The following is a 13,978-nucleotide window of genomic DNA, read 5'->3' on the forward strand; positions in this document are numbered from 1 at the left end:
GAGAGGAGAAGACCCGGATGCATGTTGCTAAGACACCCGCGGACCTGCCGGGGCGGGACACGCTCCTTTCGATGACGGGGCTCGAGTTCATGCAGGGAATGCTGCGCGGCGAGATCACCCAGCCCCCCATCGGACAGCCGATGAATTACGCGCTCGACGCGGTCGAGGAGGGGCGTGTCGTCTTCAGGGGATCGCCGGAGTTCCGGCATTGCAATCCGATGGGCGGGCTGCACGGCGGCTGGTACGGCACGCTGCTCGACAGCTGCATGGCCTGTGCGGTCATGACCTGCGTGCCGCGCGGCAGCTTCTACACGACGCTGGAATACAAGATCAACATCACCAGGGCGTTGGCGCCGGGCACCGAAATCCTCGCCATCGGCATTTTGGCGCATGGCGGGCGTTCGACGGGCGTGGCCAGTGGCGAGATCAGGGGCGCGGATGATGGCCGCCTCTACGCCACGGGATCGACGACCTGCCTGATCATGAAGGGTTGAAGGTGCCGCCCGCGTCGCGCGTTCGCCCCGCCCTTCCTGATCGCCCCCCCTTCACGGAAGGCTGCTGACGGGCGCCGCAGGGGCGGCGGTGGGATGGATCGATTCGCTGGGATCGGCACCCACCATGCGCCGGCGGCGCGCCACGAAAAGCTTGCCATAGCCCCGCACCTTGCCGATCGATGGCGCATGGGGGTCTTGCGCGAACCGTGCCTGCCAACCCTCGGGCAATCGCAGGCCAAGCGCATCCGCCCGCTCGAGCATCCAGACAAGCGGAATGTTGGCCAGGGGGCGTGCCTCGGTCATGCCGTCGAGCTGGCCGCCGACATCGCCATGCATGCCCCTGAACCAGACCTGCTCGCAGCGCCCGTCGAAGCCATGATCGGTGGTCCACAATACCGGGCTGTAGGCGATGCGGGTCTCGTCGAGGGCAAGCGCGTGATAGCCGTGGCGCACCCGCCGGCCGAGATCGTGGTTGTGGAAGGCATGCTGGGCCTGCGACCATTGCCAAACGAAAGGCAGGCGCAGCCCGAGCGCCTTGACCGTGTCCCAGACGCCGATCATCTCGATCTCGACCTCCGGCACGCAGAAATTGCGCGAGAACGCGGCCGCCGCCCGGCTGCCATTCGCAGCGCGGTAATGGCGGTAGGCCGTCTGGATGTTGCGCTCGGTCGCAAGGTCATGGCGCACCAGGCCGACCCGGTCGATGATCCCCGCCAGGGAGCGCACCGCGTAGGCTCCGCGCGAATAGCCAAAGAGGAAGATCCGGTCCCCCGGCCGGTAGCGCGAGGCCAGCGCGCCATAAGCGCGCCTAATCTGCCGGTTGATGCCGCGCCCCTCGATCACCGCGCGCATGTCGCCCCAGCGGTCGAACTGGATGCCCGCCTCGTAGCGCAGCGACAGATCGGCGCGCGGCAGGGTCTCGGCCAGCAGCTTCCAGGTCAGGCCGGCATTGGTCTCGCGCCCCGCCGCGAGGGAGGACATGGTCCCGTCGAGGATGACCACGTGATCGACCGGCCCGCGGCGCGGTTTTTGCGGCGTCTGCTCGACACGGCGGAACCGGTCGAGGAAATCCCAGAGCCGCGTCCCGAAGCTCATGCTCCGCACCGTGCCGCGCCGCCGGCCACCTAGCGCGCCGCCTCGAGCATCGCCCAGACGCGCGCGGGGGTGTAGGGCATGTCGGCGCGCCGCACCCCGCGCTCCCACAGGGCGTCGAGCACCGCGTTGCCGATGGCGCCCAGCGCGCCCACCGTCCCCGCCTCGCCGCAGCCCTTCATGCCCATCGGGTTGGCGGTCGAGGGCACGGGCGCGGTGCTGAAGCCGATCATCGGGACCATGTCGGCGCGCGGCATCGCGTAATCCATGAAGGTCGCGGTCAGAAGCTGGCCGTCCTCGTCATGCACCACCCGCTCGCACAGCGCCTGGCCGAGGCCCTGCGCCACGCCGCCATGCACCTGCCCCTCCGCGAGCATCGGGTTGATGAGATTGCCGAAATCATCGACCACCGTGTAGCGCACGATCCGCGTCTGGCCGGTCTCGGGGTCGATCTCGACCTCGGCGACATGCGCGCCGTTCGGATAGGAGCGCCCAGGAAGCGTCTCGCGCCCCTCGAAGCGCAGGAGATCCGCGCGCCCCGCCGCCCGCGCGCGCGCCGCCAGCTCGAGCATGCCGGGCGACTCGTTGCTGCCCGCGACGCGGAACCGCTCGTCGTCGAAACTGACGGCGCCCCGCTCGATGCCGAGCTCATCGGCGAGGAACTGCGCGAAGCGTTCGATCATCGTCTTGGCGGTGGCGAGGGTGGCGTTACTTTGCACCGTCACCGAACGCGAGCCCCCGGTGCCGCCGCCCTGCGCGATCAGGTCCGAATCTCCCTGCACGACGGTGATGCGCTCCGCGGGGATGCCGGTCTGGTCGCTGAGGAACTGGGCGAAGACGGTCTCGTGCCCCTGCCCGTTCGATTGCGTGCCGACATGGATCGAGGCGCTGCCATCCTCGTGGAAGATCACCGCGACGCCCTCGTCGGGCGCGCCGAGGATGGATTCGATGTAATAGCCGAGGCCGATGCCGCGCAGCTTGCCCGCCGCCGCGCTCGCCGCCTTGCGCGCGGCGAAGCCGGCCCGGTCGGCGCGGATCTCGGCCTTGTCCAGCAGCCCCGCGAAATCGCCGCTGTCATAGGTCTCGCCCGTCGCGCTGAGATAGGGAAAGGCGCCGGCATCGATGAAGTTGCGCCGGCGCAGCTCCCACGGATCGACGCGCAGCTCGCGTGCCGCCTGGTCCATCACCCGCTCGAGAGCGAAGATCGCCTCCGGGCGCCCGGCCCCGCGATAGGCGTCGACCTGCGCCGTGTTGGTATAGATGCCGCGCGTGCGCAGCCAGGTCGTCTGGATATCATAGGGGCCGGTGAGCACGCGGCTGAAAAGCTCCGACTGGATCAGCTGGCCGAAATTGGAATTGTAGGCCCCCAAGTTGCAGATGTTCTCGATCCGGTAGGCGGTGACGCGACAGTCATCGTCGAAGGCGAGGGCGGCGGTGCTGACGAGGTCGCGCCCGGCATTGTCGGTGAGCATCCCCTCGCCGCGCTCGGACATCCAGCGCACGGAGCGCTCCAGCATCATCGCGGCGGCGGCGATGGCGAAATATTCGGGGTAATTCATTCCCTTCATCCCGAACCCGCCGCCGACATCGGGATTGCTCACCCTGACGCGCTCCGCATCGAGGCCGAAAAGCGTGCAAAGCTCTCTCTTGAGCCCCCAGACACCCTGACCGCCGAAACAGACATGCAGCCGGTCGCCGTCATACTCGGCATAGGCGCCGCGCGGCTCCATCGGGTTGCAGATGATCCTGTTATCCTCGATCTCGAGGCTGACGACATGGGCGGCCCGCGCGAAGGCGGCCTCCGTGGCCGCCGCGTCGCCCTTGGCGAAATCGAAGGCAAGGTTCTCCGGCGCCTCGGGATGCAGCGCCGTCCCGCCCGGCGCGAGATCGACATGGACCGCTCGCTCGGCATAGTCGAGCTCCACCAGCTCGGCCGCGTCGCGTGCCTGCGCAAGCGTCTCGGCCACGCAGATCGCGACCGGCTCGCCCACGAAACGCATCACCCCGCGCGCAAGGAAGGGGCGCTCGGGCGCCGCGCCCGGGCTGCCGTCTTGGTTCTTGACGGTGGAAAAGCCCATGCCCAGCGACAGGCCCATCGCCTCGATGTCCGGCGCGGCGAGCACGGCATGCACCCCCGGCGCCGCGCGCGCCTGCGACAGGTCGAGCCCGGTGATCTCGGCATGGGCGACGGGCGAGCGGACCATCACCGCGTGGAGCGCGCCCTCGGGGGCGATATCGTCGACGTAACGCCCGGCGCCGGTCAGGAACCTGACATCCTCGACCCGTTTCACCGGTTGCGCCTTGCCGAAACTCTCCATGGGGTTCTCCGTCCTGATAGGGCCCGCCCCCACGGCGGGGAGATGGTCAGAACCCTATCGAGGCCGGCAAGGGTGTCCAGCCCGGAAGCGCGGTCAAGCGCCCGCCGGGCCGGGAGCGCAGCGTCAGTGCAGCGCCATCACCGTGGCGATATCGATCGCGCCGAAGCCGTTGAAGGCGGTGACGGTCGCCGTCGAATAGGCGCCCATTCCGTGGAAGAGGACGTAATCGCCCTCCTCGATATCGGCAGGCAGCGCCAGCTCGCCCGGCAGGCGGTCGACGCTGTCGCAGGTCGGCCCGAAGACGATCCGCGGCAGGGCCGCCCCGCCGCGCGGCGCGCCCTCGCCGGTGCGCACCTCGGTGCGGTCGATGATGCCGACGAGCGCCAGTTCCGCCAGCGCGCCGTAGATGCCGTCATTGAGAAAGACATGCGCATCGTCGCGCACGGCACGCACCTGTGTCGCGAGCGAGAAGCTCTCGGCCACGAGGCCGCGGCCCGGCTCGCAGACGAGGGCGGGACGTGCCTCACCGAAAGCTTCGTCGGTGACTCGGTCGATCAGCGCGAAGATCGCCTCGAGCTCGGGCGTCACGTCGCTCAGACGGTGCGCGGGGAAGCCGCCGCCGACATTGAGACGGGCGAGCCGCACGCCGGCATCGGTGGCAATCTGCGCCGCGGTGCGGATATAGGCGTCCCATGCCGCGGGATCGGTGCATTGCGTGCCGGGATGGAAGGTGAGCGAGGTGGTGAAGCCCATCTCGCCGGCCTCGGCCAGCAGCGCGGTGGCCTTCTCGACCGTGGCGCCGAACTTGGCGCCGAAGTCATAGGCCGCGCCCGAGACCGGCAGCTTGAAGCGCACCGAGATCTCGGCACTGGCCGGGACCAGCGCCTTCAGCTTGGCCAGTTCCGAATGGCTGTCGACGGAGAAGGAGCGCACGCCCAGCTCGACGGCGCGGGCGATCTCGCCGCGCGAGCGGACGGGGTTGTTGTAATGCATCGCGGCGCCGGGCGCCATGCGGGTGATCAGTTCGATCTCGGGGATCGAGGCCACGTCATAGCCGTTGATACCGGCGGCGAAGAGGTTCTGGATCACCGCCTCGCCGGGATTGGATTTCACCGCGTAGGTGACGAGGCCGGGAAAGCCGTCGATGAACCGGGTTGCGGTCTGCTGCAGGATCGCGGGCGAGAAGAACAGCACGGGCCGCTCGGGCGCGTGGCTGTAGAGGTATTCCGCGGGAGTTGCGGACATGATGTTCGACAGACCCATGGGCCCAATCCTTCGCCTAGATAGGCGCTGCTTGCTCTTGCCCGGAGGACCGGTTGGGAGGACGGCATGCGCGGTCCATTCCGCCCCGGCGCGGGACATCCTGTCCGAAGCACGCCTGCGGTTCATGGCCTGCATATGAGGCGTTATTTCACCGATGCAAAGGGGCATTATGTCCAGTATGGTGGTCAAAATGACGAAAATAGGTGTCAGATTGATGGATGATCTCGACCAGAAGATTCTCGCGGCCCTCGCGGCCGACAGCTCGACCTCGACATCGCGGCTGGGGCGCCGTTTCAAGGTCGCGCGCTCGACCGTACAGGCGCGGATCGAGCGGATGGAACGCAGCGGGGTGATCGCCGGCTATACCGTCAAGCTCGGCCAGGCGATGTCGGTGCGCCGGGTGCGCGCGACGGTGCTGATCGGGGCAGAGAGCCGCGCGCAGGCGGCCATCGTGGCCCGGCTCAAGGCGATGCCGGAGGTCGAGGCGCTGCACACCACGATGGGCCGGATGGCGATGATCGTGCAGATCGCGGCCGATTCGACCGAAATGCTCGACGAGGTGCTCGACCGGATCGGGCAGGTTCCCGGCATCACCGAGACGGACAGCATGATCCACCTGAGCACCAAGTTCGACCGCGCCACCTGACGCGCGCGCCCTAAACGCTTTTCCCGGCCCGCCCGCCAAGCTACACAGCGCCAAGCACAGACAGGACGGAGCGCGATGATGGACAAGACATTCGATGCGGCCAACGCGGAAGCGCGGCTCTACGAGGCCTGGGAGAAGGCCGGATGCTTCGTCGCCGGCGCGGGCGCGCGGCGCGCCGAGACCTTCTCGATCGTCATCCCGCCCCCCAACGTGACCGGCAGCCTGCATATGGGCCATGCCTTCAACAACACGCTGCAGGACATCCTGGTGCGCTGGCACCGGATGCGCGGCTTCGACACCCTCTGGCAGCCCGGACAGGACCATGCGGGCATCGCCACGCAGATGGTCGTGGAGCGCAAGCTCGCGGCCGAGGGCCAGCCGCCGCGCCGCGAGCTCGGGCGAGAGAAGTTCCTCGAGAAGGTCTGGGAATGGAAGGAGGAATCGGGCGGCACGATCATCAACCAGCTCAAGCGCCTCGGCGCCTCCTGCGACTGGTCTCGCAACGCCTTCACCATGGATGAGAGTTTCCAGAAGGCCGTGGCGCAGGTCTTCGTGAAGATGTTCGAGGACGGGCTGATCTATCGTGGCAAGCGGCTGGTGAACTGGGATCCGCATTTCGAGACCGCGATCTCCGATCTCGAGGTCGAGAATGTCGAGACCCCCGGCCACATGTGGCATTTCAAATACCCGCTGGCCGGCGGCGAGACCTATGAATACGTCGAGAAGGACGAGGACGGGACCGTCACCCTGCGCGAGACCCGCGACTACATCTCGATCGCCACGACCCGCCCCGAGACGATGCTCGGCGACGGGGCCGTGGCGGTGCACCCCTCCGACGAGCGCTATGCGCAGATCGTCGGCAAGCTGTGCGAGATCCCCGTGGGCCCGAAAGAACAGCGCCGCCTGATCCCGATCATCACCGACGAGTATCCCGACAAGACATTCGGCTCGGGCGCGGTGAAGATCACCGGCGCGCATGACTTCAACGACTACCAGGTGGCCAAGCGGGCCGGCCTGCCGATGTATGCGCTGATGGACGAGCGCGGCGCCATGCGCAGCGACGGCGCGCCCTATGCCGAGGATGCGGCACAGGCGCAGCGGATCGCGCGCGGCGAGGCGGCGTTCGACGAGGCGGGCGTCGCGGCGATGAACCTCGTGCCGGACGCCTATCGCGGGCTCGACCGCTTCGAGGCGCGCAAGCGCGTGGTCGAGGACATCACCGCCGAGGGGCTTGCGGTGATGGTGCCCGAGACCGATCCGCGTCTCGGGCGCCGCTCGGCCAGCTCGGCCGCGCCCAAGGGCGGCGCGCAGGACGGCGCACCCACCGACAGCTTCGAGGAAGGCGGCGCGGCACCCGAGATCACCCTTGTGCCGCTGATCGAATCCAAGCCGATCATGCAGCCCTTCGGCGACCGCTCGAAGGTGGTGATCGAGCCGATGCTCACCGATCAGTGGTTCGTCGAGACGGACAAGATCGTCGGGCCCGCGCTCGACGCCGTGCGTGTCGGCATGGCCCGCCCCGAGGGCAGCACCGACGGCACCCGCATCCTGCCCGAGCGCGACGCCAAGACCTATTTCAACTGGCTAGAGAATATCGAGCCCTGGTGCATCTCACGCCAGCTGTGGTGGGGCCACCGTATCCCGGTCTGGTACGGTCCCGCGCTGACCACGGACGATCCCGAGCATCGCCACCTCGACGCCGATGCCGGCTGGCTGGCATTTTGCGCGCCCAGCTACGAGGAGGCGCATGCGAAGATGGTCGCCTATTACGGGCATGACGACCTGAAGCTGGTGCGCGACCGCGGCGAGGCGATGCAGCTGACCGAGGGGATGACCACGCGGCTGCGCAGCGAGGGGGCGATCCGCGACGTCCATGCCCCCATCGCCTTCCCGATCTGGCGCGATCCCGACGTGCTCGACACCTGGTTCAGCTCCGGGCTCTGGCCCATCGGCACGATGGGCTGGCCGGAGGAGACGGCGGAGCTGGCGAAATATTTCCCCACCTCGACCCTCGTGACCGGCTTCGACATCATCTTCTTCTGGGTCGCCCGGATGATGATGATGCAATACGCCATCGTCGACCAGAAGCCCTTCGACACCGTCTATGTCCACGCGCTGGTGCGCGACGAGAAGGGACAGAAGATGTCGAAGAGCTTGGGCAACGTGCTCGACCCGCTGGTGCTGATCGACCAGTACGGGGCCGATGCGGTGCGCTTCACGCTGACCGCCATGGCCGCGATGGGGCGCGATCTGAAATTGTCGGAGCCGCGCATCGCCGGCTACCGCAATTTCGGCACCAAGCTCTGGAACGCCTTCCGCTTCGCCGAGATGAACGAGGTCTTCGCCCTGCCCCCCCGGCAGGACGCGCCCGCGCCGGAGGCGACGGTGAACCGCTGGATCATCGGCGAGACGGCCCGCATCCGCGAGGACGTGGACGCGGCGCTCGGCGCCTACCGCTTCAATGATGCGGCCGGCGCGCTCTACGGCTTCGTCTGGGGCCGCGTCTGCGACTGGTATCTCGAACTTTCCAAGCCTCTGCTGCAGTCGGATGACGCGGAGGCGATCGCCGAGACCCGCGCCACCCTGCGCTGGGTGCTCGACCAGTGTCTCGCGATGCTGCATCCGATCATGCCCTTCATCACCGAGGAGCTGTGGAGCCAGACTGGACCGCGGCCGCAGATGCTGGCGCTGTCGCCCTGGCCCGAGATGCGCAGCGCCGACCTGCTCGATCCGGATGCCGATGCCGAGATGTCCTGGGTGATCTCGCTGATCGAGGCGGTGCGCTCGGCGCGCGGCGAGATGAACGTGCCGGCCGGACTCAAGGTGCCGCTGGTGCAGGTTTCACTGGACGATGCAGGCCGGCGCGCCTGGGAGCGCAACAGCGACCTCATCATGCGCCTGGCCCGGATCGAGAGCCTGACCGAGGCCGCCGAGGCGCCCAAGGGCTCGGTCGCCCTGCCGGTGCAGGGCGGAAGCTTCGCGCTGCCGCTCGAGGGGATCATCGACATCGCCGCCGAGAAGGCGCGCCTCGAGAAGGCCGTGGGGCGGATCGAGAAGGACCTGCGCGGGCTCGAGGGACGGCTGAACAATCCCAAATTCATGCAAAGCGCACCCGAGGACGTGGTGGAGGAGACCCGCGCCCTCGCGGCCGGGAAGCGCGAGGAGGAGGCCAAGCTGCGCACCGCCCTTGCCAGGCTGGCCGAGATCGGGTGAGCGATCCGCGCCTTACCCCCCTCGCCGCCGCCCTGCCGGCCGATACGCCCTTCGTGGGGATCGACACGCTCGAGCGGCAGCGCGGAGCCCCCTTCGCCGCGCGCCTCGGGGCCAACGAGAACGGCTTCGGCCCCTCCCCCGCCGCCATCGACGCGATGCGCGGGGCGGCGGGGGACATGTGGATGTATGGCGATGGCGAATCGCACGCGCTGCGCCATGCGCTCGGTGACCGTCACGGGATCGACCCCGCGCATATCGTCGTCGGCGAGGGCATCGACGGCCTCCTCGGCACGCTCGTCCGGCTGACCGTCGCGCCCGGGGACGCGGTGGTCACCTCCCTTGGCGCCTATCCCACCTTCAACTACCACGTCACCGGCTTTGGCGGGCTGCTGCACAAGGTGCCCTATCGCGGCGATCACGAGGATCCCGGCGCGCTTCTTGCATGCGCGAGGGAGACCGGCGCCAAGCTCATCTACCTGTCGAACCCGGACAACCCGATGGGCAGCTGGCACCCCGCCGCCCGGATCGAGGAGATGATCGCGGCGGTGCCGCCGGGCTGTCTCCTGGTGCTCGACGAGGCCTATGCCGATTGCGCACCGCCAGGCGCGATCCCCCGCATGGATCCCGGCGCGGGCGAGGTGATCCGGATGCGGACCTTCTCCAAGGCATACGGGCTGGCCGGTCTGAGGATCGGATACGCGATCGGCCCGCGTCCGCTGATCTCGGCCTTCGACCGGGTGCGCAACCATTTCGGCGTGAACCGGATGGCGCAGGGCGCAGCCGGTGCCGCGCTCGCCGACGACGCCTGGCTTGCCCAGGTGCTTGGCCGCATCGAGAGCTCGCGCGCCGAGATCGCGCGGATCACGGCGGCATGCGGCCTCACTTCCCTGCCCTCCGCTGCCAATTTCGTGGCCGTGGATTGCGGGCGGGACGGCGATCACGCGCGCCGCGTTCTCGCCGAGCTGGCCGCGCGAGACGTTTTCGTGCGAATGCCCGGCGCGGCGCCGCTCGATCGCTGCATCAGGATAAGCTGCGGGCCGGAGGAGGACATGGCGCGGCTTGCAAAGGCGCTTCCCGGCGCGCTCGAGGCGGCATCACGGTAACGTCATTTCCGCTCCTGCACTGGAAGCGCGCGAGCGTGCGCGCCAATGCATGAATCAAGGAGTTCTCCCCATGCTCGACAAGATCACCACCCCTCTCGCCGCCGCCATCATCGCCCTCGCGGCAGTGCCGGTCTGGGCTGCCGGCGACCATGCGAGCGAAGGCGGCGCGCCGATGGCCGGTCACGGCACCGAGACCGCAGCCGACGACACGGCGCCTGCGACCGGAATGGAAGCCGCCCAGGCCGATGGCAGCATGGGCAACATGTCCATGCAGGGCATGATGTCCGGCGATGCCGAGATCCCCGAGGGCAGCTTCGAGAACATCGCGAAGATGCACGAGGCGATGTTGCGCGGCGACATGGCCAGCGCGGCCCGTGCGCGCGAGGACTTCTCGGACGAGGAGAAGGCTGCGATGCAAGGCTTCATGATGCAGATGATGTCCAACATGAATGGCGGCATGATGGACAAGATGCATGACGGCGATGCGTCCATGCAGGGCCATAGCGGCATGGACAACATGCAGTAAGCTTTCGCTTGTGATGCGCGGCGGGCGGCCTTCCGGGGAATAATCCGGGCGCTCAGCCCGCCGCGCAGATACCGGCCGCCGCGTCGAGCCCGCCGGGTCCGTAGGGGATACCGAGCGCCTCGAAGCCGGCCTGGATCGCCGCAAGGGTGCCAAGCACCATATGCGCGTTGACATGCCCCATATGGCCGATCCTGAAAAAGCCGCCCTCGGCCGGATCGCCGGGCGGCACCATCCCGAGACCGATGCCGAGGGTGACGCCGGTCTGCTTTTCGGTCCATTCGCGCAGGCGCGCGCCGTGATCGGCGCCGATACGGATGGCGGTCACCGCGTGGCTTCGCAGGGCGGCATCCGCGATATTGAGCTCGGCCGGGCCGCCCTGCCCCCATGCCTCGAAACAGGCCCAGATTGCCCGTGCCAGGACGGCGTGGCGCGCCAGCACGTCATCGCGTCCCTCCTCGGCGATCATGTCGAGGGCCTCGCGCAGTCCGTAGAGGTGATGCGTGGGGGCGGTGCCGCCGAAATACTCGTAAAAGCGCGCAGGTTCGGTCCGCGGGCGCCAGTCCCAGTAGCGCGAGCGGCAACCGACCGCGCCGCGCCGCGCCTTGGCGCGCGCGTTGAAGAAGACGAAGCCGAGCCCCGGCGGCGTCATCAGGCCCTTCTGGCTGCCGGCCACCATCACGTCGACGCCCCAGCGGGCCATCTCGAAACGGTCGCATCCCAGGCTCGCGATGCAATCGACCATCAGGAGGGCGGGATGATCCGCCGCGTCGAGCGCCGCCCGGACGGCGGCGACATCGTTGCGCACGCTGCTGGCGGTATCGACATGGGTCAGCAGGACCGCCCTGAGCCCTTGGCCGGGGTCGGCGGCGAGGGCCGCCTCGAGCCGCGCGATGTCGACGGTGGCGCGCTGGCCGAAATCGAGCATCTCGACGCGGGCATCGAGTCCGGCGGCGATTTCCGCCCAGCCATGGCCGAACCGTCCCGTGGCGAGGGCAAGCACACGGTCGCCCGGCGCCAGCACGTTGCACAAGGCCGCCTCCCAGGCACCATGCCCATTCGCGATGTAGATCGCGCATTCCTCGGCGCCGCCCGCAAGGCCCTTCAGATCGTCCAGGAGCGGGGACATCATGTCATGCAGCGCGCCCTCGTAGATGTTGGGCGCCGCGCGGTGCATCGCGCGCAGGACCCGGTCCGGCATCACCGATGGGCCGGGTATCGCAAGATAGGACCGCCCGGCGGCAAGGCGCGTGTTCATCTCGGTCTCTCCCATGCAGCCCCGCCCCGGTCCCCCCGGCCCTTCCCCAAAATGGGTAGGCAGAGGGCCGCGGCCGGTCAATCCCCGGCGGCCCCGCACCGGCGCGAAAGACCGCCCGGTGCCGCATGCGGGGGGCCAGCCGTGCCTGTCCCGCCCTGCGGGCGGGGGCCTCCGGCGGAGGTATTTGGCGCGAAGATGAAGGGGCGCGGCTTCCCACCGGGGCGGTTTGACGCTAACCCCCATGCGGATGCCGCGACAGGAGACCGCCATGGCCGTGCCCCCCGGACCCGCCAAAGCCCCGCCGCCAAGCTCGCGCTCCTTGATGGGGCGGTTGTGGCGCGACTATGTCTCGGCCTACTGGCCGTGGATCGCGCTCGCCTTCGCGATGATGGTGGTCGAAGGCTCCACCGTGGGCCTGCTGAGCTACATGCTGCAGCCGATGTTCGATCGCGTCTTCGTGGATGGCGATCTGGGAGCCATGTGGTGGGTGGGCGGTGCGATCCTGCTGCTGTTCGTGATACGCGCGGTGACGGGTGTCGCGCAGCGCGTGGTCCTCGTCAGGGTCTCGCAACTCAGCTCGACCGCCATGCAGATCGACCTGCTGGGACACATGATGACGCTGGATTCGGTGTACTTCCAGCGCAACCCGCCCGGCATGCTCATGGAGCGGTTGCAGGGTGACACGCTGGCGGTGCAGGGCGTGTGGCAGGTGATGATCCAGGGGGTCGGACGCGACGCGGTAGCGCTGGCCTCGCTATGCGTGGTGGCCTTCTCGATCGACGTGACATGGACGCTGACGGCGCTTGTCGGCGTGCCGCTGCTGATCCTGCCCTCGGTGGCCCTGCAGCGCTACGTGCGGCGCAAGACGGGGCAGATGCGTGACCAGGCGACGCAGCGCGCGACCCGGCTCGACGAGATCTTCCATGGCATCAATCCCGTCAAGCTGAACGGCATGGAGGACTACCAGCTCGGGCGGTTCCGCGGAGTGGTGGGCCGGATCGTCAGGGCGCAGATCAGGACCGAGGCGGGAAAGTCGATGCTCCCGGCGCTCATCGACATCATGACGGGCGTGGGCTTTTTCGGGGTACTCGTGCTCGGCGGGCGCGAGATCATCGCGGGCGACAAGACGGTCGGTGAATTCATGTCCTTCTTCACCGCGATGGCCCTCGCCTTCCAGCCGCTGCGCAGGCTCGGCGGGCTTGCCGGCACGTTCCAGGTGGCGGCCGCCTCTCTGGAGCGGCTCTACGGGGTCTTCGATGACCGCCCCGGGATCGTCTCGCCCCACAAGGCGTTGCCGGTGCCGGGCGACAGCCGCGCACAGGCGCGGATCGAGTTGCGCGATGTGCATTTCGCCTATGATGACGCGCCCGTTCTGCGCGGCGCGAGCTTCGTGGCCGAGGCGGGACAGACGACGGCGCTTGTCGGGGCATCGGGGGCGGGCAAGAGCACGATCTTCAACGTGCTGACCCGGCTCGTCGAGCCGCAGAGGGGGGAAGCGCGGCTCTACGGCGCCGATATCCGCGCCTTCGATCTGCGCGATCTGCGGGCGCAGTTCTCGGTGGTCACCCAGGACGCGCTTCTCTTCGACGAGACCATCCGGGAGAACGTGACCCTCGGCCGCGAGGAGATCGCGCCGGAACGGATCGAGGCCGCCTTGCACTCGGCCCATGTCGAGGAGTTCGTGGCCAAGATGCCCCTCGGGCTCGACACGCCGGCAGGTCCGCGCGGCTCGAACCTGTCCGGCGGTCAGCGCCAGAGGGTTGCGATCGCGCGGGCCTTGTTGCGCGATACGCCCGTCCTGCTGCTTGACGAGGCGACGAGCGCGCTCGATGCGCAATCGGAGGCGGTGATCCAGGATGCCCTTACCAAGCTGAGCCGGGGACGCACGACGCTGGTCATCGCGCACCGCCTGGCCACCGTGCGCATGGCCGACAAGATCGTCGTCATGGATCACGGCCGGGTGGTCGAGGAGGGCACCCATGACAGCCTGCTCGCCGCCGGGGGCACCTATACCGATCTCTACCGGCTGCAATTCGAGGATGAGGGCGCGGGCTGAGCCCTGCGGCGC

The 13,978-nt window shown here is 68.6% G+C and carries 10 protein-coding genes; 6 read left to right on the top strand and 4 right to left on the bottom strand.

What is annotated here, in order from left to right; translation table 11 throughout:
- Positions 1-17: 17 nt before the first annotated feature.
- Entirely contained in the window at positions 18-494 is a 477-nt protein-coding gene (locus tag PMES_RS04190; protein WP_159964271.1) for a PaaI family thioesterase, read from the top strand.
- A gap of 51 nt (positions 495-545) precedes the next feature.
- Here PMES_RS04190 and PMES_RS04195 read toward each other — a convergent pair whose 3' ends face one another.
- From PMES_RS04195 to PMES_RS04205, 3 genes are all read right to left on the bottom strand, one after another.
- Positions 546-1,589: a T6SS phospholipase effector Tle1-like catalytic domain-containing protein gene (locus tag PMES_RS04195; RefSeq protein WP_159964272.1), complete on the bottom strand. Its 1,044-nt coding sequence runs from the start codon at positions 1,587-1,589 to the stop codon at positions 546-548.
- A gap of 29 nt (positions 1,590-1,618) precedes the next feature.
- The gene (locus PMES_RS04200; protein ID WP_159964273.1) at positions 1,619-3,904 is read right to left on the bottom strand and encodes a xanthine dehydrogenase family protein molybdopterin-binding subunit; all 2,286 of its coding nucleotides are present in this window, start codon (positions 3,902-3,904) and stop codon (positions 1,619-1,621) included.
- Between the two features lie 123 nt (positions 3,905-4,027).
- Complete coding sequence (locus PMES_RS04205) at positions 4,028-5,167, bottom strand: type III PLP-dependent enzyme (RefSeq protein WP_159964274.1); 1,140 nt, start codon at positions 5,165-5,167, stop codon at positions 4,028-4,030.
- Between the two features lie 214 nt (positions 5,168-5,381).
- Between PMES_RS04205 and PMES_RS04210 the strand changes: the two genes are divergently transcribed.
- From PMES_RS04210 to PMES_RS04225, 4 genes are all read left to right on the top strand, one after another.
- Complete coding sequence (locus PMES_RS04210; protein WP_159964275.1) at positions 5,382-5,813, top strand: Lrp/AsnC family transcriptional regulator; 432 nt, start codon at positions 5,382-5,384, stop codon at positions 5,811-5,813.
- 78 nt (positions 5,814-5,891) lie between these two features.
- Positions 5,892-9,026: a valine--tRNA ligase gene (locus PMES_RS04215; RefSeq protein ID WP_159964321.1), complete on the top strand. Its 3,135-nt coding sequence runs from the start codon at positions 5,892-5,894 to the stop codon at positions 9,024-9,026.
- A complete protein-coding gene (locus tag PMES_RS04220) occupies positions 9,023-10,129 on the top strand; it encodes a pyridoxal phosphate-dependent aminotransferase (protein WP_159964276.1) in 1,107 nt (368 codons plus the stop codon). The genes PMES_RS04215 and PMES_RS04220 overlap by 4 nt, the downstream gene beginning before the upstream one ends.
- A 70-nt stretch (positions 10,130-10,199) precedes the next feature.
- Positions 10,200-10,655, top strand: a complete 456-nt coding sequence (locus tag PMES_RS04225; protein WP_159964277.1) for a hypothetical protein — start codon at positions 10,200-10,202, stop codon at positions 10,653-10,655.
- Between the two features lie 52 nt (positions 10,656-10,707).
- Here PMES_RS04225 and PMES_RS04230 read toward each other — a convergent pair whose 3' ends face one another.
- Complete coding sequence (locus PMES_RS04230) at positions 10,708-11,925, bottom strand: pyridoxal-phosphate-dependent aminotransferase family protein (protein WP_236549689.1); 1,218 nt, start codon at positions 11,923-11,925, stop codon at positions 10,708-10,710.
- A gap of 253 nt (positions 11,926-12,178) precedes the next feature.
- Between PMES_RS04230 and PMES_RS04235 the strand changes: the two genes are divergently transcribed.
- Positions 12,179-13,966, top strand: a complete 1,788-nt coding sequence (locus PMES_RS04235) for an ABC transporter ATP-binding protein (RefSeq protein WP_159964278.1) — start codon at positions 12,179-12,181, stop codon at positions 13,964-13,966.
- Positions 13,967-13,978: the final 12 nt, after the last annotated feature.

It is taken from the genome of Profundibacterium mesophilum KAUST100406-0324 (assembly GCF_009835145.1).
Classification (GTDB): Bacteria; Pseudomonadota; Alphaproteobacteria; order Rhodobacterales; family Rhodobacteraceae; genus Profundibacterium; species Profundibacterium mesophilum.